A 21,446-nucleotide genomic window follows, 5' to 3' on the forward strand; every position below is an offset into this window, starting at 1 on the left:
CAAACTGCCGAACCTGCCGCCAGCCAGGCTCAAGGAGCGGAGAGCAGGCTCTGGCTCAGCCCCGGCGTGACAACCGGAGAGCAGGCTCTGGCTCAGTCCCGGCGCGAGAACCGGAGGGCCGACTCCGGCACCACCAGCTCCAAGAGCGGGGCCCCCGCCGTCAGCCCCCGGTCGGGACCGTCGTGCTCTCGCGGACCACCAGGGTGTGCGGTGCCGTGACCTCGACCGCCGGGGTGTCGGGGTCGTCGATGCGCTCGGCGATCCGGCCCACTGCCTGCCGGGCGATGAACGGGGTGTCCAGGGAGACGGTCGACAGGCTGGGGTGCGTGTACTTGCCCTCCTCGATGTCGTCGACGCCGATCACGGCGACGTCGTCCGGCACGCTGCGGCCGGCGTCGAAGACGGCGCGCATCGCGCCCATGGCGAGCAGGTCGGAGTAGCAGAAGATCGCGTCGGGCGGCTCGGGCAGGGCGAGCAGCGCCGTGGCGGCGTCGTACCCGTCGGCCCGGCTGTAGTGCGCGGCCGGGCGCAGCAGGTCGCGCTCGGGGGTGAGCCCGGCCTCGGCCAGCGCGCGCTCGTAGCCCACGGTGCGCTGGCGCGGCGTGGTGTAGTCCTCGTCGGGCTGCACGCCGATCGCCGCGATGCGGGTGCGGCCGGTCGCGATGAGGTGGGCCGTCGCGTCGTGGGCGGCCTGCACGTTGTCGATGGCCACGTGGTCGTAGCGGCCGTCGAAGTCGTGCTCGCCGAGCAGCACGAGCGGCATCGACCGGCTGGGCTCCATCTCGGCCAGCTCGCCCTGCGTGACCAGGGGGGTGAACAGGACGCCGTCGAACAGCATCGTGCGGTCGGCGCCCGTCAGGAGCCGGCGCTCGCGCTCGTGGTCGTGCCCCGTCTGGTCGACCATGACGCGGTAGTCGAGCGCGGCGGCGGCGTCGATCACCTCCCGCGCGAGCTCCGCGAAGTACGGCACGTCGATCTCCGGGACCACGAGCGCCAGCACGCCGGTGCGCCCCGTGCGCAGCGTGCGGGCCACCGGGTTGGGCCGGTAGTCCAGCTCCTCGATCGCGGCCTGCACGCGCTGCCGGGTTCGCTCGCTCACGTGCGTGTAGCCGGCGACGACGTTCGACACCGTCCGCACCGAGACCTGGGCTTTCTCTGCCACATCGCGCAGTGTGATCGGCACCGCGGTCCCCTTTCATCCTGGTGGACCTAAGGATAGGCCTTGCAACGTACGCAAAGCCGAGCTAGTTTGCACACGTTGAAAACCTCGCGGGGCGCCATGCCCCGCGCATGCACAAGGGAGTGCTCATGCACCCGATTCGCACCACCCGCGCGGCCGACAGCCACGCGGTCACCGCCCGCCCGTCCGCCGTCGGCCGCCCGTCCGCCGCGCGCCGCACGGCGGCCGTCGCCGCCGGAGCCCTGACCTTGGCGGCCACGCTCGCCGCGTGCGGCCCCGCCATCACGAGCGGGGAGGCCGGCCCGGACGACGCCGCGGCGTCCGCCGACCGCCTCCAGGCCCCCGCCGAGGAGTCGCCCCAGGGCGAGATCACCATCTGGGACCGGTCCGGCGACCTGTTCAACGTGTTCGAGGCCGTCATCGACGACTTCAACGAGGTCTACCCCGACATCACGGTGCACCACGAGGCCGTGGACATCGACGCCAAGCTGCAGAACACCCTGATCACCGGGGCCGACGTGCCCGACGGCGTGTTCCTCGACGACGCCAAGGTGGCCGGCTTCTCCGACTACCTCTGGGACCTCACCGACGTGCTGGCCCCGTACACGGACGACATCGCCCCGCAGAAGATCGACGTCAACTCGCAGGACGGCGCCATCTACGGCGTGCCGTTCGACCTCGACCCGGGGCTGCTGTTCTACAACGAGACGGCACTGACCGAGGCCGGGATCGACGCGACGACGATCGAGACCTACGACGACCTGCTGGCGGCGGCCCGCGAGTACCAGGAGGCGGTACCGGGGTCGAAGCCGATCCACCTGGAGCAGAGCCCGTTCCTGGGCCAGCTCCAGCTCGAGATGTACGCGAGCCAGCTCGGCACGGCGCTGGCCGACGAGAACGGCGAGCTGCGGCTCGACTCCGACGAGTACCGGCAGGTCCTCGGCTGGCTCGACACCGTCAACCAGGAGGGCCTCGGCACCCGGGCGGAGTATCTGTCGCCGTCCGACGTCGGCGCGCTGGAGTCCGGTGACCAGGTGTTCTACCCCTGGGCCATCTGGTTCAGCTTCGCCCCCGAGCAGCAGCTCACGAAGACCAGCGGCGACTGGCGCGCCATGCCGCTGCCCGCGTGGGAGGACGGCGGGGCACGCTCCGGCGCCATGGGCGGCTCGTCGTTCGTGCTGCCGAAGGACGGCGAGAACTCCGACCTGGCCTGGCTGTTCTACGAGTTCCTGATGTTCCACGAGGACGGCTACAGCGCCGTCTGGGGCGAGAACGACACCTACCCGAACGGCCTGGCGACGTCGATCCCGGCGTACGCTCCCGCGGCGGACCCGGACAAGCCGCTGTTCGGGCCGGTCGAGGGGCTCGGCGGGCAGGACCTGTGGACCACCGCGGTCGAGGCCGGCGCGCAGATCCCCGGCGGGGCGCCCGCCCCGACCTGGTGGACCGGCGCGGTCGACTACCTCGGCACGAACGTCCAGCGGATGTACGACGGCGACATGACCCCCGACGAGGTCATCGAGCAGTCGACCGCCGACATCCAGACGAACCTCGTCGACCGGCAGTGAGCACGCTCGTCAGCCCGGAGCGTGTCCGGGGCAGCCAGAGCCGGCCGCTGCTGCGGCCCTGGCTGCCCCGCAAGGTCGCGCCGTACGTGTTCGTCCTCCCGTTCGTCGCGATCTTCGTCGCGTTCAGCGTCTACCCGATGCTGTTCACGCTGCGCCTGAGCTTCACCGACTGGCGCGGCTCGGGCGCGGCGCGGTGGGTCGGCTGGGACAACTACACCTACCTGCTCGGCAACGACATGTTCTGGGGCTCGCTGGCCAACTCGGCGGTGCTCTGGCTGATGATCGTGCCGGTCCAGGTGGTGCTCGGCCTGCTCGTCGCGGTGCTGCTGAACAACGCGAAGATCCGGATGCGCTCCTTCTACCGGATCGCGTTCCTGGTGCCGTTCGTGACGCCGCTCGTCGCCGTCGCCCAGATCTGGGTGGTCGTCTTCGACCAGGAGTTCGGGGCGGTCAACGGCTTGCTCAACCTGGTCGGCCTGCCCGACGTCGGCTGGCTCACCACCAGCGCGTGGGCCAAGCCGACCCTCGCGCTGCTGTTCCTGTGGAAGACCACGGGCTTCATCGTGATCATCCTGCTCTCCGGCCTGCAGTCGATCGACGCGAGCGTCTACGAGGCGGCCTCGATCGACGGCGCCTCCCGCACCCGCCAGCTCTGGAGCATCACCGTGCCGCTGGTGCGGCGCACCCTGATGTTCTCCGTGGTGCTCCAGACTCTGGCCGTGTTCCAGATGTTCGCCGAGCCGTTCGTGGTGACGGACGGCGGCCCCTACAACTCGACGACCACCGCGGGCCTGCACCTGTACGAGCACATCACCCGCGGCGACCTCGGCACCGGGGCGGCGAACTCGTTCCTGCTCGTGGTCGTCGTCATGGGCCTCTCGCTGCTGTTCGTCCGGTTCCTGCGGACGGAGGACTGACATGACCACCACGCACGCCCCCAGCCCGGCCGGGACCCGGCCGGCCCGGACCCGCGCAACGGCGACCCGGCCACCCCGGACGAGCCCCCGCGGGCTGCCCGCCGCCGTCGGCTCCCAGGCCTTCCTGCTGCTGCTCGCCCTCGCCTTCCTCGCCCCGGTCGTGTGGGCGCTGGTCTCGGCGTTCAAGCCGGCCACGCAGATCATCAGCGACCCGCTGGGCCTGGACCTGACGGCGCTGACGTTCGACAACTACGAGCGCATGTTCGCCGACGTGCCTATCGGCCAGGGCTTCCTGAACACCGCCGTCGTGCTGGTCACCAAGGGGAGCATCACGCTGTTCTGCGCCCCGCTGGCCGCCTACGCGTTCGCCAAGTACCGGTTCCCGGGCCGCGACCTGCTGTTCGGCACCGTGCTGATCACCCTCATGCTGCCCACGATCGTGCTGATCATCCCGCTGCTGCTGGAGATGAAGGCGCTGGGCTGGGTCAACACCTACCAGGCGCTGGTGCTGCCGGGCGCCGTGGACGCCTTCGCCATCTTCTGGATGCGGCAGGTCATCGCCGACGTCCCCGACGAGCTGCTCGACGCCGCGCGCGTCGACGGCTGCGGCGAGTTCGGCATCTTCACCAGGATCGTGCTGCCCGTGATCCGGCCCGCGCTGGCCGGGCTGGCGGTCCTGACCGTCATGAACATCTACAACGACTTCGTCTGGCCCGTGGTGGCGGCGAGCTCCGAGCGGATGGCCACGCTGCAGGTGGTTCTCTCCACCCTCGCGCAGAACATCACCGGCAACCGCGTCGGGGCCGACTACGCGACCGTGACCGGCGAGCTGCTCGCCGCCGCGTCGATCGCCCTCGTCCCGCTCCTCATCGTCTTCATCGCACTCCAGCGGCACTTCATCAACGGCATCCTCGCCGGAAGCGTCAAGGGCTGAACCCCGCATTCCTGAAAGGCAGACACACACATGACCTCGGCTCTCCCGCGCCCCGACGCCGCTCGCCCCGACGCAGCCCCCGCCTACCCCCGGCCCGACCGTGACCGCTCCGACCGCTGGACCAGCCTGGACGGCACGTGGGACCTCGACGTGCCCGGCGGCACGGTGCCGGTCACCGTCCCGTTCGCCTGGGAGACGGCGGCCTCCGGCGTCGGGCGCACCTGGCTGGAGCACGCGACCTACCGGCGCCCGGTCACCGTCCCGGCCGCCTGGACGGACGCGCGGCCCGTGCTGTGCTTCGGCGCCGTGCACCACCACGCCGTCGTCCGGGTCGACGGCGTCCAGGTCGCCGAGCACGTCGGCGGGTCCACGCCGTTCGAGGTCGACCTCTACGGCGTCCTCGCGGCCGGCGCGACCGGGACGCTGGAGGTCGAGGTGCACGCGCCCGCCGACAAGCGCGCCATCCCGCACGGCAAGCAGCGCTCCATCCCGCGCGACGACTACGACGGCGTCTCGTTCACCCCGACCTCCGGCATCTGGCAGCCGGTCTGGCTGGAGGCCCGCGGCCGCACCTATGCCGCACGCGTCGGGGTCCGGGGCGACTCGCTGACCGGCTTCGACGTGACGGTCGACGTCGCGGGCGACGCGCCCGCGGGCGCGGTGGTGACGGTCGAGGTGACGGCCGGGCCGGGTGCGGCTGGTCCGGGCGGCGCGGCGGGTGCGGGGGAGCGGGTCGAGCTGGTCGCCGACGGCGCGGGCGCGGCGTCGGGCCGGATCGAGATCACGGAACCCCGGCTCTGGAGCCCGGCGGACCCGCACCTGTACGTGCTCACGGTGACCAGCCGGGCCGCCGACGGCGCCGGGCCGGACGGCGCCGGCGAACCCGACGCCGTCGCGATCACCGGCGGGCTGCGCCGCATCGACCGCCGGGGCGAGCACCTGTACCTCAACGACGAGCGGATCTACCTGCGCGGCGTCCTCGACCAGGGCTACTGGCCCGACTCCGGGCTCACCGCCCCCGACGTCGACACCCTGGTCGCCGACCTGGAGCACGCCCGCGACCTCGGCTACAACCTGGTCCGCAAGCACATCAAGCTGGAGGACCCGCGCTGGCTGCACCACGCCGACCGCACGGGCATGCTGGTCTGGGCCGAGCCGCCCGCCCCCAGCCGGTTCAGCCCCGAGGCCGCGCGGGCGTTCGAGGAGCAGGTCGCGCCCATGGTCGAGCGCGACGGCAACCACCCGAGCATCGTGATCTGGGGCCTGTACAACGAGGAGTGGGGCCTGGACTGGGACATCCCCGGCAGCACCGACCGCGCGGCCGCCGCCGTCCGGGCCTACGACACGCTGCACGCGCTGGACGACACCCGACCGATCGTCGAGAACTCCGGCTGGGCCCACGTGCGCACCGACCTCGTGGACTGGCACTACTACGACGAGGACCCCGCCGCCTGGGCCGCGAACGTCGCGGCGCTCGCGGACGGCACGGGCGAGGACTTCCCGGTCCGGCTCGCCGCCGACTTCCTGGCCAGGAAGTCGCTGTACGGGTCGGCGGACCACCCGCGCACCGGTCTGCCCGTGCTGAACAGCGAGTACGGGGCGGGGTTCACCAGCCTCGAACGGGCCTGGCACCTGCGCTGGCAGACCCAGGAGCTGCGCCGCCACGACCGGTTCGCCGGCTACGTCTACACGGAGCTGACCGACGTCGAGCACGAGATGGCGGGTCTGCTCGACGTCGACCGCCGGCCCAAGGACCGCGGCGGCCTCGAACCGCGCGACATGAACGCCGAGACGGTGCTCGTGGTCGACCTCGTCCCCGCGCACGCGGGCGCCGACCTCCCCGTGCCGGACGCCGAGCTCGGCCTCGACGTGCACGTCTCGCACCACGGCCCGGGCGTCGTGCGCGGGCAGGTCCGCGCGGCCTGGGTCCCAGCGGGCACGCCGTTCGCCGGGAGTCCTCTGGGTTCCGACGGGCCGGGCGGCGTCGCGTCGGAGACCGTCGAGGCCAAGCCGTTCGTGCTCAGCCCGGCCGTCCGGGTCACGGTGCCGCCGCCCGGCACCCCGGCGTCGGGCGGGGCGTCGTCCGCCCGCCTGCACCTGTGGCTCGTCGACGACGACGGCGCCGTGCGGGCGCGGACCTTCGTCGACGCGGCGCCGATCGAGGAGCCCAACCGGCGCGGCGAGCGCTGGGCGTGACCCCAGCCTGACCCGGCCTGACCCCGCCGTGCGGCGGGGTCAGGCCTTCTGCTGTTGCGCCTCGCCGGGCAGCCCGGTGAGGGCGTCGACCGACCGGCCGATCTGGCCGACGGCGCGAGCGAGCAGGTCGTCGGGGTCGGTGTCCCAGGTCTCGGCCTTCTGGGTGAGCAGGCCGTCGAGCGCGAGTGCCGCCAAGCCGTGACCCGTGGCCCAGAGGGTGAGCCCGAGCGCGTGCGGGTCGGCGACGCCCAGCCGGCCGACCAGGTCGGTCAGTACCTGGAGCGCGGCGTCGCCCGCTTCCTGCACGGCCGGATGCTTCTCGGGCTCGGAGAGCTCGGGGCGGAACATCACCTGGAAGTGGCCCGGCTGCCGCCGGGCGAAGGCGACGTAGGCGGCGACGGTCCGCGCCACCTCGTCGCCGCCCGACGTCGTGCCTGGCCGGCCGGTCGCGCCCAGCAAGTCCTGGGTGAGCAGCTCGAAGCCGCGGGCCGAGATCGCGGACAGCAGCGCCGCTCGGTCCGCGAAGTGGTGGTAGGGCGCGCCCGGGCTCACGCCGGCCTCGCGTGCGACGCGCCGCAGGCTCACGGCGGCGATCCCCTCGGCCTCGATGAGCCGCACGCAGGCCTCGACGAGCTCCTCGCGCAGCGCGCCGTGGTGGTACGTCTCCCGTGTGCGTGACCCGTTGACCTCCATGGCCGCAATCTATACGGTGCTCATAATCTAAACACTGCTCAGACTGGAGACGCGATGTCGAGGGTTCTTGTCACCGGCGCCACGGGGTTCATCGCCGGGCACGCGATCGAGGAGCTGCTCAGGAACGGTCACGAGGTGCGCGGCACGGTGCGCTCGCTGCGGGATCCGGCCCGCGTGGCACACCTGCACCGCATCGCCGACGCAGTCGGCGGGCGGCTCGACCTGGTGGAGGCCGACCTGTCCCGCGACGACGGCTGGGACGACGCCGTGGCCGGACGGGAGTACGTGCTGCACATGGCCTCGCCGTTCCCGGCCGCGCCGCCACGGGACGAGGACGAGCTGGTCGGGCCGGCCGTCGACGGCACCCTGCGGGTCCTGGGGGCGAGCGCGCGAGCCGGGGTGCGGCGCGTGGTCATGACCTCGTCCCTCGCCGCCGTGAGCGCGGCCTCCTCGCGCGCGGGCGACCGGCGGTGCACGGAGGAGGACTGGAGCGACCCGGACCGGATCGCGCCCTACGCCAAGAGCAAGACGCTGGCGGAGCGCGCGGCCTGGGACTTCGTCGCCGACCACCCCGAGCTCGAGCTGGCGGTGATCAACCCGGGGCTCGTCCTGGGTCCGGTGCAGCACGCGGCGTCCGGCACGTCGGTGTCGCTGGTCCGCAGGCTCCTCGGCCGGGAGATCCCGGCGGTCCCGGAGCTCGGGTTCGCCCCGGTCGACGTGCGGGACGTGGCGCGGGCGCACCGGCTGGCCATGGAGGCGCCCGGCGCCGCGGGCCAGCGGTACATCTGCGCCGGCGACAACTTCTGGTTCGGCGACCTCGCACGGATCCTCGACGAGGAGTTCGGGCCGCTGGGGTACCGCGTGCCGCGGCGCAGGATGCCGTACTGGATGCTCTGGACGGTCGGCCGGTTCGACCGCGAGGTGCGGCTCGGCCTCGACTTCGTCGGCAGCGCGGAGCTCGTCAGCGCGGACAAGGCGCGCCGCGAGCTCGGCTGGAGCATGCGGCCCGTGCGGGAGACGCTGGTCGACACCGGCCGCAGCCTCGCCGAGCTGGGGCTCGTCCGGCCGCGCGGCGCGGTGCGATCGGCAGCGTGAGCCGGGCGGTCGGCAGTCTGCATCGCAAACTCGGCAGTTTGCATCGCAAACTCGGCAGTTTGCATCGCAAACTCGGCAGTTTGCATCGCAAACTCGGCAGTTTGCATCGCAAACTCGGCAGTTTGCATCGAGGTCGGCACAGGCCTGTGCCGACCTCGATACAAACTGCCGACCTCGCAGGAAACTGCCGATCTTGGCGGCACCTGCCGACCTCACCGCGGGTCCCCTCAGGGAAGGCCCGGCAGGAGGGCTCGCAGGCGGCGGTTCAGGTACTGCTGCTCGGCGAGGTTGTGGGTCGACCGGGCGGCCCGGCGGTACGCGTCGGCGGCCTCCGTCGTCCGGCCCAGGCGCTCCAGGAGGTGCGCGCGGACGGCGTCGAGGCGGGGCAGCCCGGGATGCTGCCGCCCCAGGTCGTCGACCGAGGCCAGGGCCGCGCCGTCGCCGTGCACCTGGGCCTCGGCGACGATCCGGTTGAGCGCGATCGTCGGGTTCTTCCGGCCGGTGACGACCTCCAGCACCCCGTACAGCGCGAGGATCTCCGACCAGTCGGTCGAGGCGGTGTCGGCGGCCTCGGCGTGCAGCGCTGCGACGCAGGCCTGCAGCAGGTAGGGACCGGGCTCTGCGCCGGGCACGGTCGCCTCGACGAGGGCGACGCCCTCGCGCACGAGGGCGCGGTCCCACCGGGTGCGGTCCTGCTCGTCCAGCGGCACCAGGGAGCCGTCGTCCGCCTGCCGTGCGGGCCCGCGCGACGCGGTGAGCAGCATGAGCGCGAGCAGCCCGGCCACCTCCGGGTCCTCCGGCAGGGCCTGGCGCAGCAGCCGGGCCAGGTGGATCGCCTCCGCCGCGAGGTCCGCGTCCCGGGCGGGCGCGCCCGACGTCGTGTGGTGGGCCTCGGTCAGCATCGCGTAGAGCACGTCGAGCACGGGGCTGAGCCGTTCGGCGGCATCGCGAGGCCGGGGTACGTCCCCGCCGAGCTCGGCCAGCCGGCGCTTGGCGCGGGTGATGCGCTGGGCGACGGTCGCCTCGGGGAGCTGGTGGACGTTCGCGATCTGCGCCGTCGTCAGGCCGGCCACGGCGCGCAGCGTCAGCGCCACCTGCGCGGGGCGGGCGAGCGCCGGGTGACAGCAGAGCTGGAGCAGGAGCAGGCTGTCGTCGGCGGGGGAGGCGCCGGGGTCCGTGTCGTCCGGCGGCGTGCTCAGCGGGTGGGCCAGGAGCGCCTCGCGGGTCTCGCGGTCACGACGCCGGCTGTCGGCGCGCACGCGGTCCACGTACCGCCGTCGGGCCGTGGTGACGAGCCAGGCCAGCGGGTCCGACGGCGGGTCGGCCGGCCACTGGCGGTACGCCGCGAGCAGGGCGTCCTGGACGGCGTCCTCGCACACGTCGAACTGGCCCGGGCCGTGGGTGCGCACGAGCCGGGCGAGGACCTGCGGCGCGAGCTCGCGCAGCAGGTCCTCGCCGACGCCCGGTCCAGGGTTCACAGGTCCCCGAGGTCGCTGAACATCACGGGCCGCACCTCGACGGCCAGCCCGTCGATGGACGTGTCCGGGATCATGCGGGCGAGCTCCAGGACCCGCGCCTCGTCCTCGACGTCCACCAGGTAGAAGCCGCCCAGGAACTCCTTGGCCTCGGCGAACGGCCCGTCGCTGGTCTGCGGCGTCCCCGCCACGGACCGCACCACCTTGCTCTGGCTCGGGTCGGCCAGGGCCTGCGTGCCGACGAACTCGCCGCGCTCCTTGAGGTGCGCCATGAACGCCTCGTGCCCGTCCTGGACCAGCTTGTTCTGCTCCGGCGTGAGCTGTTCGAGGACGGTGGGGTTGATCTGCATCAGGATCAGGTACTTCATGGTTCCTCCTGGGTTGGGTCCGACGGCGCTCTGCCGTCGTGGTACCCCTTGGTCGGCACGGCCGGGCCGCATACGACAACCGGTCACGAGAAATCTTCGCCGGATTTCTCCGGCCCGGCGGGTCGGGGTCGCTACCAGGGGCAATCCCGATGTCAGGGGGCCGAGACCTTTCTACGGTCGGACGCATGACACCCACCGGAGCACCTCTCGCCTCCGTCCTGCTCGCCCCCGTCGTCGCCGTCGCGATGCTGTTGTCCCTCGCCGCCGCGCCCGCCCAGGGGGGCCGGTGTTCGTCGGCGGGGGCGACCTGTCGGTGCTGACCCTGGAGGACCCCATGCCCTACCGCACCCTCCGCATGGTCGACGCCGACGACGCGGGGCGCTACGCGCCCCCGGACGGCAGGCAACCATCCTCGGCTGGGGCATCTACGAGGAGGACGGCCCGCTGGTCGTCGACGGGCGGCTCGCGGGGGTGTTCGGGCCGATCCTTTCCCGCAACGGCGCGGTGTGCGCGGACGCCTACAGCGGGTACACGAGGGTCGACGTCTACGCCGACCTCATCCGGGCCGAGCTCCGCCGCAGATGACACCCGTGGCAGGAGGGAGTCCGCGGAACCGCGATACTGGAGTGTGACTACGTCCATCGTGACCCCTGCGGAGGCGGGGGCGGAGATACCGATCGAGCTGCTCTACCGGGTGCCCTACGGCAAGGTCCTGCACGGCAAGGACTGCCCGCACCTGACCCCGAGCCGGTTGGCGACGCTCCAGCCCGCGACCGAGCTGGACCGCCAGAAGTTCAAGATCTGCAGGTCGTGCCTCATCGCCCTCGACGGCGACCCGGGCCGCGACGACTTCGAGTCCCTCGACGCGGCGCTCGAGGCGCTGCAGGTCCCGCAGGCGAACCGGCCGGCCATGCGCGCCATCGCGGAGGGCCTGGACACGTCCCGCATCTGGATCCCGACCACGCGCACGTACATCGCGGTCTCGCCCGGCACGGGGCACGAGGTGACGGCCTTCTTCAGCAAGGACGCCGTAGACCTGCGCAAGGACGAGGGCGGGTACGAGCGCCTGGTGCTGTCGACCCCGGCCACACCGGCCGGACGGACGAGCGCCGCGAAGGCCGCGAGGAAGACGAAGGCGGCGGCCGCCCAGGAGCCCGAGCCGGCCCCGCCGACCTGCCCGACCTGCTTCATGCAGCTCCCGGCCACGGGCGTCTGCGACAGCTGCGACTGAGCTGACCGCCGGTCGTCTTCGGTTGCCGGCTGCCGGCCGCCGGCCGCCGGCCGCCGTCGACCGCGTGTGGCGGACCCCGGTGCCGGGGCTGCCGCGGCCACATCACCTTTGACGCCCGGGTTTCTTCGCTTTGAGCCAGCTCAAAGCGAAGAAACCCGGGCCTCAAAGGGGACTCGACGAGGCGAACCGGGGTCGGGCCGAACCTGGACCGCCGCGTGCGAAGACGTGCGGACGGGTTGGGTAACGGAGAAGTAGCACTGCTCCCTCTCCGTAACCCTGCGCGATGCGCATGCGTCCTGGGAGGCTTCCTCCGATGAACGGACAGGTCGATGAGGCCGGACGCGCTCGCCCTCGCAGAGGGATCTCGTTCGCCCAGGAGTTCGCGACTCCGACGGCGGTGGTCGCCGTCTGGATCGGCTTCGTCGGCCTGCTGATCTCCTTCGTCGCCCTTGTGTTCCCGATTCCCGGGTGGATCAGGGTGCTGACCGTCGCGCTGTGCCTGTCGGGGACGCTGCTGATGGGTGTCTCCTCGTGGAGGGCATCGCGGCGACTGGGTGTCTCGACGGGTCGTGTCGCATGGAACTCGTTCCTGAGCGCCTTCAACTACTTCATGCTGTTCCCGTGACGCCCCCCGGGGGGCCGCCGCGCTGCGCTCGTTCGTCGCGACACCATCAGTACATCACGATAGCCTGATAGTGTGGCTTGGGATGTGGAGTTCGACGAGGCGGTGTTCGAGTGGTTGACCGGGTTGGAGGAGGAGTCGTTCGTTCAGGTGCGTGCTGCGCTCAACGTGTTGCGCGACCGAGGTCCGCAGCTGGGTCGGCCGCTGGTGGACACGGTTGTCGGATCGCGGCACAAGAACATGAAGGAGCTGCGGCCAGGGTCAGCAGGTCGCAGCGAACTGCGCGTGTTGTTTGCTTTCGACCCCGAGAGATCTGCGATTCTGCTGGTCGGCGGTGACAAGGCAGGTCGCTGGCAGGATTGGTACCGGTCCGCGATCCCGATGGCTGACGACCGCTACGACGTCCATCTCGAGGCGCTCTGGAGGCGGGCCGACGGCGACGCAGGAAGAGGAGAGGAACGATGACCCGAAGCCTTGACGACCTCGACCGGGCTCGGCCGGTCGATCCGGAGAAGGTGGCCGCCGCCGAGGAGCGGCTGCTCGCGCGGCAGCGGGCCTGGCAGCTGCGCGAGCTACGTACCCAGCAGGACCTGACCCAGGCCGAGCTCGCGGCGCGTATGCACGTCGGTCAGAACCGGGTCTCGCAGATCGAGTCGGGCGGCGCGGAGTCGACTCGGCTCGACACCTTGCGCCGCTACGCCCAGGCTCTGGGCGGCACTCTGAGTGTTGAGGTCACGATCGGCGACACACGGTACATCGTCGCCTGATCCGGTCGAACCCTTCGCGACACGAGGCCCGGTCTCCCGCTGGGTGCGGGGGACCGGGCCTCGTCGGCGTTCCTGCGGGACTACTTCTTGCCGGAGATGCCGAACGCCGCCGTGACCTCCTGGGTCACCGAGTTGCCGGCGTCGTCACGGGCGGTGGCCCGCAGCGAGACCAGGTCGGCGCCGCGGGACGGGATGCGCAGGCGCGTCTCCCAGCGGTCGTCGTCGCGCCGCAGCGAGACCTTGGACCACGTGGTGCCGCCGTCGTAGCTGACCTCCAGCGTCGCCCCCTTGACCGTGCCCGCCCGCGGCGCGCCCGGCACCGTGTACGGCTCCACCGCGAACGGCACGGTCGAGCCGGCCCGGACCGTGCCGTCCAGCGCGGTGTCCACGTCGTAGTCGAGCTGGACCAGCGGGAGCGGCGTGCCGGTCTGCCCCGGCACCTCGGCGTCCGCCTGGTCGGCCACGAAGGTCCACGACGTGCGGGTGCTCGTCGAGTACCGGTGAGTGTCGTCGGCGGCGTCGGTGTCGATCTCGAACCGGTAGGCCTGCGGCCCCTCGACCGCCGGGACCGAGGCCTGGACCGCCTGGCCGATGTTCTCCCGCACCAGGGTGTCGCCCTGGTAGAGCCGGGAGGTCACCGGGGTCTCGCCCCACGGGAAGCCGCCGGTGAGGCCGTCCTGGCCGCCCGCGGCCGACACGTTGACCGCGAACCAGTCGCCGCTGTGCCACGGACCCCAGTAGCCGTCACCCGTGCGAGGCGCGGTGACCGGCGCGAACCAGTCGCGCACGGTGGTGCTGCGCGGCTCGTACGCCTGCCGGACGCCGCGCTGCTCCCAGGTGCTCTCGTGCTCCACGTTCTCGTACCAGGTGACGTCGTCGTAGGTGGAGACGTAGTCCGTCCGCTCCGACGCCGTCGGCTGCAGCACCCGGACGCTGAGGCACGGCGGCCACTGGTAGTCGCGGCAGTCCGCGCGGTCGTCGACCGCGAGACGCGCCTCGGTGTCGTTGTACCGGCTCTCGACCGTCGCGAGCTGCCGTGTCGACGGCGCCAGGGCGAGCTCGGCAGGGATCTCGCCGGGCCAGCTCTTGGACACGTCGTACAGGTACGTCGGGAACTCGACTGCCTTGCCGGTCAGGGTGAGCCGGCCCTTGCCCGCCGCCGCGAGGAGCCTCGCGCCCTGCGCGGCCCGCACCGAGACGACGGGCACGTCACCCTGCGTCGCGTACCCGACCAGGGAGCCCGGCCGGTCGTTGACGACCACCAGCAGGGCGGCACCAGCCGCCTGGGCGGCGGCCTCCCGCTCCTCGGCGGACACGGCGTCGTCCCGGGTCACGAGGACCGCGCGGCCCTCGGCGTGCACGCCCTCGTACTCGGCGGCCGTACCCGTGCCGGCCGCGACGGCCCGCAGCGAGACCCGGCCGTCGAGCCGTGCCGAGCCGACCTGGTAGACCGGGTCGAACGCCGCGGGCAGCGGCGTCCAGGCCCGGACGTCGAGCGCCGGCTCGGTGGCCCGCCACCGCACGGCGAAGTCGAAGTCGGCGCTGTCGACGGGGCCGGTCCTCGCGGCGTAGAACGAGTCGACGTCCGCCGGGACGGCGTACGTGGCGCCGAACGTCGAGTACAGGCCGCCGATCCCGGAGTCGTTGAAGAACTGGAACCGCCGGTAGGCGACGTCGCTCGCGCGGGGCGTGTCGAGCGTCAGCTCGTCGGCGTCGCGTGCGTCCAGCACGAGCGACTGGTCCGCGTCCGTGACGACGACCTGCGGGTCGCCGACCAGCGCGATGCCGGTCGAGCCGGGGCCCGTCGAGCCGGCGACGTCGAGGAACGCGGTCGCGGAGTAGACGCCGGGCTGCAGACGCTGCGTCGGCACCTCGCCCGTGGCCGGGTCGATCGGCAGGCTGCTGACGAACTGGTCGCCGTAGCGGTAGAAGTCCACGTAACCGCCGGCCGGCTCGCCGGACCGGTCGAGCGCCGTGATGTCGAGGCCGTACCGCTCCTCCTCCTTGACCAGCGCGACGGCGGTCCGGACGGTCACCTCGCCCGAGGCGTCCGTGCCGACGACGGCGCCGCTGTACTTGCCGGCCAGGCCGGCGTCGTCGGCGTCGGCGGTGACCGTGACGTCGGCCGTGCCGCTCGCCGGGACCACCACCTCGGAGGCGGACAGGGTCATCAGGTCGCTCGGCGCGCCGTCCGGCCCGGTGACGTCGGTGCTCAGCGCGAGCGTGACGTCGGCGTCCGTGGCGTTGGTGAAGGTGACGGTGCTGCTCGCGGGCTCGTCGCCATCGTGCGGCCAGTCGTAGAAGCCGAGGAAGCCGGCGCCGGAGGCGTCCACGCCGTCGAGCGCGGCCGGGACGTCCAGTCGCCCCGTGCCCACCTCGTACGCCGGGGCGTCGATGTCGGCGGCGGAGGAGACCAGCGCCTCCTTGAGCTGCTGACCGGTGAGCTCCGGGTGCGCGCCCTTGACGATGGCGGCCGCGCCCGCGACGTGCGGGGTGGCCATGGAGGTGCCGTTCATCGACACGTACCAGCCCTCGCCGCCCGACTGCTGTGAACGGGCCGCGACGATGCCGACGCCGGGCGCCGTCAGGTCGGGCTTGATCGCGTGGTCGCCCACGCGCGGGCCGTAGCTGGAGAAGTCGGCGCGCACGTCGTCGTCGTCCACCGCGCCGACCGTGAGCGCGGCGTCCGCCGTGCCCGGGCTGCCGAGCGAACCCTCCGCGTAGCTGTTGCCGGCCGCGACGACGAACAGGGCGCCCGTCTCCTCGCTCAGCGCGTTGAGCGCCTGCGCCATGGGGTCGGTGCCGTCGTTGAGGCTCGAGTCGCCGAGGCTCATGGAGACGACGTCCGCGTTCGCGGCACCCCACTCCATGCCCGCGATGATCCAGGAGTCCTGGCCGTAGCCGTCGTTGTCGAGCACCTTGCCGACCAGCAGGTCGGCGCCCGGGGCGACGCCCTTGTACAGGCCCTCGCTCGCCGCGCCCGTGCCGAGCACAGTGGAGGCGACGTGCGTGCCGTGCCCGTGCTGGTCGTCGTCGACCGCCTGGCCGGGCACGAACGACTCCGCCTGCGCGATCTGGTCGGCGACGTCGGGGTGCGTGGCGTCGATGCCGGTGTCGAGCACGGCCACCGTGGCGCCCGTGCCGTCGAAGCCCGCGGCCCACGCCTCGGGCGCGCCGATCTGCGCGGTGCTGTGGTCCAGCGTGGACTCGGCCTTGCCGTCGAGCCAGATCTTCTCGACTCCGCCGCGGAACGTGCCGGCGTCCGCCGCCGCGCCGCGCGCGGCTCGCGCCGACGCGGCCTCGGGTGCGGCGACCGCCGACCAGAACGCCGACGCCTTCTTCTTGCTCGCGTCCACGGCGGACGCGTCGATGCTCGGCAGGTCGAGCGTGCGCCTGGCCCCCGGCAGGTCGGACGTGGCGGAGCGCGCCGCGGCGCGGGTGTGCTCCAGGATGAGCGGCGTCGCGGCCACGGTCTCGTCGTCGTACTGGAGCTCCAGCAGCGTGGTGACGTCGAAGAGCCGCCGGTCGAGCGTCCCCGCGGCCAGGTACGGCAGCGCGGCGTCGGGCACCACGTAGAGATGGTCGCCCACCTGCTGGGTGCGGACGGCGCCGCCGTCGGCCGGCTCGACGCCGACTGTCAGCGCGCCCGTGTCGGTCGTGGTGACGTCGACGACGTCGCCGGTCACGAGGGTGACGGTGGTGCGGCCGTCGGCCAGGGCAGGCGTCCGCGGCGCGGCGCCGGAGCCGCCGGAGCCGCCAGGACCGGACGAGCTGCGGGGGCCCGCGGCGGGCTCTGCGGCGGACGTGGGGTCGGTTGTCGCGTGCGCCGTGGTGGCCATCGCAGCGACCAGGGCGGTCGCGGCGACTGCCGCGGCGGCCCGGGTGGCGGCCGACAGCCCGCGCCGAGTGGGGGATCTCATGGACCTGGACACTCCCAGCGAGCGGCGACACGTCACAAGAGGCGCATCGTGGCGGCTTTACGGCATGTCGCGACTCCGCCAGAGTTGGGCACCCATCGACGTGACGGAGGAGTGCCATGCTCGGCGACGTGCTCGGACTGACCCCTGACGAGACCCTCGCGTACAGCGAGCTCGTCGCCCTGCCCTCGGCGACCGTGGCGGATCTCGCGGCCGCGCTCAGCCCCTTCGGCACCTCGCTGGGGGACGCCCACCGGTTGCTGCGCCGCCTGGAGGAGCACGGCCTGGCCGCGCGGATCACCGGCGACGAGCGTCGGTTCGCCGCCGCGCCGCCCGCGATCGCGCTCGGCGCCCTCCTCGCGCGCCGGCAGGACGAGGTGCGGCACGCGGAGGTCGAGCTCAGCCGCCTGGAGGAGGTCTACCGGGTGGCCGCGGCGGGCCGCGGGCCCACCGACGTGGTCGACGTGATCCGGGGCGAGGACGCGGTGCGACACCGGTTCGAGCAGCTCCAGCTCGGCGCGCGCGAGTGCGTCGACGCCTTCGTGCGGCCGCCCGTGATCGTCACGTCCAGCCAGGAGAACTCTGCCGAGGGCCAGGCCGTGGAGCGGGGCGTGCAGTACCGCGTGGTCGTCGAGCGCAGCATGCTGGAGAGCCAGGACGTGACGATCGACGAGGCCGTCGAGGCCACGGAGGCGGGGGAGGACGTCCGGTTCGCCGAGCGCGTGCCGCTCAAGCTCATCGTCATCGACCGCCGGCTCGCCCTGATGCCGCTCACGTCGTCGGGCGACGTCGTCGGCGCGCTGCTGGTCCGGGAGAGCACGCTGCTCGACGCCCTGCTCGCGCTCTTCGAGAACGTGTGGGACCGGGCGACGCCGCTGCTGGTGGGCACGTCCGGCCTGGCCGGCGACGTCGTGGACCACGTGGACGACGACGACGCCCGCGTGCTCGGGCTGCTGCTCGCCGGGCTCACCGACCAGGCGGTGGCCAAACAGCTCGGCACGTCCCTGCGCACCGTGCAGCGGCGGGTCCGGGCGCTGATGGACCTCGCCGGCGTCGAGACGCGGGTGCAGCTCGGCTGGCACGCCGCGACCCGCGGCTGGGTGCGCTCGGGGGCCGTGCCGGTGTGACGTTCCCGACGCCGGCACGGTGACGTCCGAAATCCGCTTTCCGCGCCGCCGCGCCCGGGGTGAGGATCGGGCAGTGACCTCTTCTCCACGCACCGGCGCCCTCGGATTCTGGGCGGACCTGCCGCAGGACGGCCGCTGGCTGCTGTCCACCGTGGTGGTGCAGTTCTTCGGCCGCGGCCTGACGCTCCCCTTCACGATCATCTACCTGCACGAGGTGCGGGGGTTCTCGCTCGCCCTGTCCGGCACGCTCATGGGCCTGATCGCCGTGGTCGGCGTGCTCGTGACCGGCCCGGCCGGCGCCCTCGTGGACCGGTACGGCGCCCGGCGCGTCATGCTGACCGGCCTGTTCTTCGCCGTGGCGGGCTACTCGGTGCTGGCCTTCGCCACGACCCCGCTCGTCGCGGCCGCCGGGCTCGCCCTGTTCGGCGTGCAGCTCGGCGTCGGCTGGCCGTCGGTCAACGCGCTCGTGGCCACGGTGGTCGACGGCGACCTGCGGCAGCGGTACTACGGCGTGAACTTCGCGCTGCTCAACCTCGGCGTCGGTGTGGGCGGCGTGGTCGGCGGGCTCGTGGTCGACGTCGACCGGCCCGGCACCTTCGTCATGGCGTTCCTGGTCAACGCCGCGACGTTCCTGCTCCCGATCGTGGTGCTGCTCGGGCCGCTGCGCCACCTGCACGGTCGCGTGGACCGGCCGCACGACGCCGAGGTGGGCGGCGAGAGCTACCTGGCGATCCTGCGCCGGCCCGAGGTCCTGTGGCTCGCCGCGCTCGGGCTGCTCGCGGCGTTCGTGGGCTACGGCCAGATGGAGGGCGGCTTCCCGGCCTTCGCGCGACAGGTCGCCGAGGTGTCCACGCGCGTGGTCGGCTTCGCGTTCGTGGTGAACACCGTGGTGATCGTGGCGCTGCAGTTCTGGGTGATGAACCGGGTCAGCGGACGCCGCCGCACGCGGGTGCTGGCGCTCATGGCCGTGGTCTGGGCGGCGGCCTGGCTGCTGCTCGGGGTGACGGGGCTGATGCCGGGCGGGCTGGCGGCCGTGGTGATCGTCCTGGCGTTCCACGGCGTGTTCGGCTTGGGGGAGACCCTCATGCAGTCGGTGCTGCCCGCCCTGACCAACGACATGGCGCCCGCGCACCTGCGCGGCCGGTACAACGCGATCGGGTCGGGCTCGTTCCAGGCGGGCACCATCGCCGGGCCCGTGGTGGCGGGGCTGCTGCTGGAGCACGGCTGGGCCGGGGCCTTCATCGGCGTGGTCGTGGCGGGCTGCGCCGGGATCGCGGCGACGTCGTACGCCGTCGGGCGGCGGGTGACGCCGGAGGTGAACGGCGTCGCGGACGCGACCCCGACGTCGTCCCCCGCCGCCGCGAGCCCGGCCTGACAGCGGAACTGGCCTGACCGCGGGCCCGGCCTGACCGCGGCCCCGGCGCCCCACTTCCCTTTGAGGCCCGGGTTTCTTCGCTTTGGACTACGTCAAAGCGAAGAAACCCGGGCCTCAAAGGTGAGGTGTGTCAGGAGTCAGACGTCAGGCGTCAGGCGTCAGGCGTCCGGAGTCAGGAGTCAGGCGTCAGGCGACCGGCTTGTCGGCGGACGCGTGCTCCTGGGCCCACGCCAGCGCGTGGTCCGCGACCTCCTGCCAGCCCTCCGCGCCGCACGTCCAGTGGTCGCGGCCCTCGAACTCGTAGTACTCCGTGATCGCGGGCGACTTGTCGTAGTGCTTGGCGTTCGACCGGTTCACCGACGGCGGCATGATGTGGTCCTCGCTGCCCGCGATGAACAGCAGGGGAGCGCGGTCGGCGGCGTAGTCCACCCAGGTCTCCTGCGGTCCGGGCTTGAAGTTGGCGAACAGGCCGTACTCCCAGACCCAGTGTCCCGGCGCCGGGATGGCGTACCGCTCCCAGACCTGCCGGGACTCCTCCTCCGAGAGCGTGTTGGTGAACGCGTAGTGGAACTCCTCGGCCGTGAAGCCGACGGCGCGGTGCCGGTTGGCGGGGTTCTTCAGCGCGGGGAACAGGGACTTGGCCTGGGACAACGGGTTGACCCGCACGCCCTCGGTCGGCGCGGAGTCGATCACCACGCCCGCGGCGCCGAGCCCCCGGGCGAGCAGGAGCTGCGTGAGCGTCCCGCCGAACGAGTGACCCATGATGATCGGCGCGCTCGGCAGCGCCTCGATGACACCGGCGAGGTGGTCGACCGTCTCGGGCACGGTGAGCTTCGCGATGAGGTCCGGGTCGGCCCGCAGGGCCTCGACCTCGATCTCGAAGCCGGGGTAGCCGGGCGTCACCACGTTCAGGCCCTTGGCCCGGTAGTGGTCGACCCAGGCCTCCCAGCTGCGCGGGGTCATCCAGAGGCCGTAGACCAGGACGACGGTGTCGGGTTGTGCTGCGTTCATGACAGGGCTCCTCGGGGTGCGGGAACAGCGGGAACAGCGGGAACAGCGGGAACAGCGGGGAAACAGCGGGGAACAGCGGGGACGGACGGAGTAGTGCGGTGCGGCCGGTCAGCCGTCGATGAACGCCAGCAGGTCGGCGTGCAGGCGCTCGCGCGCCGTGTCGGGCAGGGCGTGGGAGGCGCCCTCGTAGACGGTCAGGACGGCGTCGTCGACCAGCGCGGCGGACCGCTTGCCGCCCACCTCGAAGGGCACGATCTGGTCGTCGTCGCCGTGGATGACCAGCGTCGGCACGTCGACCTTGGCGAGGTCGGGCCGGAAGTCCGTGGCCGAGAACGCGGCGATGCACTCGTAGGCGCCGCGGTGCCCGGTCGCCATGCCCTGCGCCCAGAACGCGTCGCGGAACCCCTGGTCGACGTCCTGGTTCCGGTTGTGCCCGAAGAACGGGCCGTCGGCCAGGTCGCGGTAGAGCTGGGCCCGGTTGGCCCGCTCGCCCGCGCGGATGGCGTCGAAGGTCTCGGGCGGCAGGCCCTCGGGGTTGTCGTCGGTGCGCACCATGAGCGGCGGCACGGCGGAGACCAGCACGAGCCTGGCGACCCGCGCCGTGCCGTGCCGGCCCACGTACCGCACGATCTCGCCGCCGCCGGTGGAATGACCGACGAGGGTCAGGTCGCGCAGGTCGAGCGTGTCGATGAGCACCGCCAGGTCGTCGGCGTAGGTGTCCATCTCGTTGCCCTGCCAGGTCTGGCTGGACCGGCCGTGGCCGCGCCGGTCGTGCGCGACGACGCGGTGGCCCCGCTCGGCCAGGAACAGCGCCGCCGCCTCCCACGCGTCGGAGCTCAGCGGCCAGCCGTGGCTCAGCAGCACGGGCGTGCCGTCCGTGCCCCAGTCCCGGTAGAAGATCTCGGCGCCGTCGTCGGCGGTGACGTAAGGCATGTGGCCCCCCTTGGTCGGTCGGGTGATGAACCTTGAC

At 72.7% G+C, this 21,446-nt stretch carries 18 protein-coding genes and 1 pseudogene; 11 read left to right on the forward strand and 8 right to left on the reverse strand.

The annotated features are described in order from the left end of the window. Window positions 1–160: 160 nt before the first annotated feature. Window positions 161–1,162 (reverse strand): LacI family DNA-binding transcriptional regulator, encoded by a 1,002-nt coding sequence (locus ACZ7LE_RS07755; protein WP_470402709.1) that lies wholly within the window; start codon window positions 1,160–1,162, stop codon window positions 161–163. Window positions 1,163–1,308: 146 nt separating this feature from the next. Between ACZ7LE_RS07755 and ACZ7LE_RS07760 the strand changes: the two genes are divergently transcribed. Genes ACZ7LE_RS07760 through ACZ7LE_RS07775 form a run of 4 tightly spaced genes read left to right on the forward strand, consistent with a single transcriptional unit; the run spans window position 1,309 to window position 6,795 of the window. Next, window positions 1,309–2,748, forward strand: coding sequence for an ABC transporter substrate-binding protein (locus ACZ7LE_RS07760; protein WP_470402710.1), 1,440 nt, complete (start codon window positions 1,309–1,311; stop codon window positions 2,746–2,748). Further along, a complete protein-coding gene (locus ACZ7LE_RS07765; protein ID WP_470402711.1) occupies window positions 2,745–3,665 on the forward strand; it encodes a carbohydrate ABC transporter permease in 921 nt (306 codons plus the stop codon). Before ACZ7LE_RS07760 ends, ACZ7LE_RS07765 begins: the two co-directional genes overlap by 4 nt. A 1-nt stretch (window position 3,666) precedes the next feature. Further along, window positions 3,667–4,599, forward strand: a complete 933-nt coding sequence (locus ACZ7LE_RS07770; protein ID WP_470402712.1) for a carbohydrate ABC transporter permease — start codon at window positions 3,667–3,669, stop codon at window positions 4,597–4,599. A gap of 30 nt (window positions 4,600–4,629) precedes the next feature. After that, on the forward strand, window positions 4,630–6,795 hold the full coding sequence (locus ACZ7LE_RS07775) for a glycoside hydrolase family 2 protein (protein ID WP_470402713.1): 2,166 nt from the start codon (window positions 4,630–4,632) through the stop codon (window positions 6,793–6,795). A 39-nt stretch (window positions 6,796–6,834) separates the two neighbouring features. Here ACZ7LE_RS07775 and ACZ7LE_RS07780 read toward each other — a convergent pair whose 3' ends face one another. Then, entirely contained in the window at window positions 6,835–7,488 is a 654-nt protein-coding gene (locus ACZ7LE_RS07780) for a TetR/AcrR family transcriptional regulator (protein WP_470402714.1), read from the reverse strand. A 54-nt stretch (window positions 7,489–7,542) separates the two neighbouring features. Here ACZ7LE_RS07780 and ACZ7LE_RS07785 point away from each other — a divergent pair, with 54 nt between their 5' ends. Next, entirely contained in the window at window positions 7,543–8,583 is a 1,041-nt protein-coding gene (locus ACZ7LE_RS07785; RefSeq protein ID WP_470402715.1) for an SDR family oxidoreductase, read from the forward strand. A gap of 41 nt (window positions 8,584–8,624) precedes the next feature. Here the strand turns inward: ACZ7LE_RS07785 and ACZ7LE_RS07790 are convergent. The 3 genes and pseudogenes from ACZ7LE_RS07790 to ACZ7LE_RS07800 form a co-directional block, all read right to left on the reverse strand. Then, window positions 8,625–8,711: pseudogene (locus tag ACZ7LE_RS07790) on the reverse strand (hypothetical protein); the annotation flags it as partial. Window positions 8,712–8,810: 99 nt separating this feature from the next. Next, on the reverse strand, window positions 8,811–10,061 hold the full coding sequence (locus ACZ7LE_RS07795) for an RNA polymerase sigma factor (protein ID WP_470402716.1): 1,251 nt from the start codon (window positions 10,059–10,061) through the stop codon (window positions 8,811–8,813). After that, complete coding sequence (locus ACZ7LE_RS07800) at window positions 10,058–10,426, reverse strand: YciI family protein (protein ID WP_397392952.1); 369 nt, start codon at window positions 10,424–10,426, stop codon at window positions 10,058–10,060. Before ACZ7LE_RS07800 ends, ACZ7LE_RS07795 begins: the two co-directional genes overlap by 4 nt. A gap of 628 nt (window positions 10,427–11,054) precedes the next feature. Between ACZ7LE_RS07800 and ACZ7LE_RS07805 the strand changes: the two genes are divergently transcribed. The 4 genes from ACZ7LE_RS07805 (at window position 11,055) to ACZ7LE_RS07820 (ending at window position 13,046) form a co-directional block, all read left to right on the forward strand. Beyond that, the gene (locus tag ACZ7LE_RS07805; protein ID WP_470402717.1) at window positions 11,055–11,657 is read left to right on the forward strand and encodes a hypothetical protein; all 603 of its coding nucleotides are present in this window, start codon (window positions 11,055–11,057) and stop codon (window positions 11,655–11,657) included. A 313-nt stretch (window positions 11,658–11,970) separates the two neighbouring features. Beyond that, the gene (locus ACZ7LE_RS07810; RefSeq protein WP_470402718.1) at window positions 11,971–12,282 is read left to right on the forward strand and encodes a hypothetical protein; all 312 of its coding nucleotides are present in this window, start codon (window positions 11,971–11,973) and stop codon (window positions 12,280–12,282) included. Window positions 12,283–12,354: 72 nt separating this feature from the next. Continuing rightward, window positions 12,355–12,744 (forward strand): type II toxin-antitoxin system RelE/ParE family toxin, encoded by a 390-nt coding sequence (locus ACZ7LE_RS07815; RefSeq protein ID WP_470402719.1) that lies wholly within the window; start codon window positions 12,355–12,357, stop codon window positions 12,742–12,744. Next, on the forward strand, window positions 12,741–13,046 hold the full coding sequence (locus ACZ7LE_RS07820; RefSeq protein WP_470402720.1) for a helix-turn-helix domain-containing protein: 306 nt from the start codon (window positions 12,741–12,743) through the stop codon (window positions 13,044–13,046). The genes ACZ7LE_RS07815 and ACZ7LE_RS07820 overlap by 4 nt, the downstream gene beginning before the upstream one ends. Before the next feature lie 80 nt (window positions 13,047–13,126). On the opposite strand, the gene ACZ7LE_RS07825 is transcribed toward ACZ7LE_RS07820, so the two are convergent. Next, window positions 13,127–16,966, reverse strand: coding sequence for a S8 family serine peptidase (locus tag ACZ7LE_RS07825; RefSeq protein ID WP_470402721.1), 3,840 nt, complete (start codon window positions 16,964–16,966; stop codon window positions 13,127–13,129). A 116-nt stretch (window positions 16,967–17,082) separates the two neighbouring features. Between ACZ7LE_RS07825 and ACZ7LE_RS07830 the strand changes: the two genes are divergently transcribed. Further along, a complete protein-coding gene (locus ACZ7LE_RS07830; protein ID WP_397392955.1) occupies window positions 17,083–18,090 on the forward strand; it encodes a helix-turn-helix domain-containing protein in 1,008 nt (335 codons plus the stop codon). A 73-nt stretch (window positions 18,091–18,163) separates the two neighbouring features. Further along, window positions 18,164–19,465 carry an MFS transporter gene (locus ACZ7LE_RS07835; protein WP_470402722.1) on the forward strand — a complete coding sequence of 434 codons (1,302 nt, stop codon included), beginning with the start codon at window positions 18,164–18,166 and terminating at the stop codon, window positions 19,463–19,465. A 186-nt stretch (window positions 19,466–19,651) separates the two neighbouring features. Here the strand turns inward: ACZ7LE_RS07835 and ACZ7LE_RS07840 are convergent, their stop codons facing one another. Beyond that, the gene (locus ACZ7LE_RS07840) at window positions 19,652–20,476 is read right to left on the reverse strand and encodes an alpha/beta hydrolase (protein WP_470402723.1); all 825 of its coding nucleotides are present in this window, start codon (window positions 20,474–20,476) and stop codon (window positions 19,652–19,654) included. 108 nt (window positions 20,477–20,584) lie between these two features. Then, entirely contained in the window at window positions 20,585–21,409 is an 825-nt protein-coding gene (locus tag ACZ7LE_RS07845) for an alpha/beta fold hydrolase (protein ID WP_470402724.1), read from the reverse strand. Window positions 21,410–21,446 lie beyond the last annotated feature (37 nt).

This window comes from Promicromonospora sp. NPDC110617 (genome assembly GCF_055598465.1).

Bases quoted from the DNA above. Each gene is read 5' to 3' on its own strand.
- ACZ7LE_RS07760 (WP_470402710.1), top strand. From the start codon at position 1,309: ATGCACCCGATTCGCACCACCCGCGCGGCCGACAGCCACGCGGTCACC.
- ACZ7LE_RS07770 (WP_470402712.1), top strand. From the start codon at position 3,667: ATGACCACCACGCACGCCCCCAGCCCGGCCGGGACCCGGCCGGCCCGG.
- ACZ7LE_RS07775 (WP_470402713.1), top strand. From the start codon at position 4,630: ATGACCTCGGCTCTCCCGCGCCCCGACGCCGCTCGCCCCGACGCAGCC.
- ACZ7LE_RS07780 (WP_470402714.1), bottom strand. From the start codon at position 7,488: ATGGAGGTCAACGGGTCACGCACACGGGAGACGTACCACCACGGCGCG.
- ACZ7LE_RS07785 (WP_470402715.1), top strand. From the start codon at position 7,543: ATGTCGAGGGTTCTTGTCACCGGCGCCACGGGGTTCATCGCCGGGCAC.
- ACZ7LE_RS07800 (WP_397392952.1), bottom strand. From the start codon at position 10,426: ATGAAGTACCTGATCCTGATGCAGATCAACCCCACCGTCCTCGAACAG.
- ACZ7LE_RS07810 (WP_470402718.1), top strand. From the start codon at position 11,971: ATGAACGGACAGGTCGATGAGGCCGGACGCGCTCGCCCTCGCAGAGGG.
- ACZ7LE_RS07820 (WP_470402720.1), top strand. From the start codon at position 12,741: ATGACCCGAAGCCTTGACGACCTCGACCGGGCTCGGCCGGTCGATCCG.
- ACZ7LE_RS07825 (WP_470402721.1), bottom strand. From the start codon at position 16,966: ATGAGATCCCCCACTCGGCGCGGGCTGTCGGCCGCCACCCGGGCCGCC.
- ACZ7LE_RS07830 (WP_397392955.1), top strand. From the start codon at position 17,083: ATGCTCGGCGACGTGCTCGGACTGACCCCTGACGAGACCCTCGCGTAC.
- ACZ7LE_RS07840 (WP_470402723.1), bottom strand. From the start codon at position 20,476: ATGAACGCAGCACAACCCGACACCGTCGTCCTGGTCTACGGCCTCTGG.
- ACZ7LE_RS07845 (WP_470402724.1), bottom strand. From the start codon at position 21,409: ATGCCTTACGTCACCGCCGACGACGGCGCCGAGATCTTCTACCGGGAC.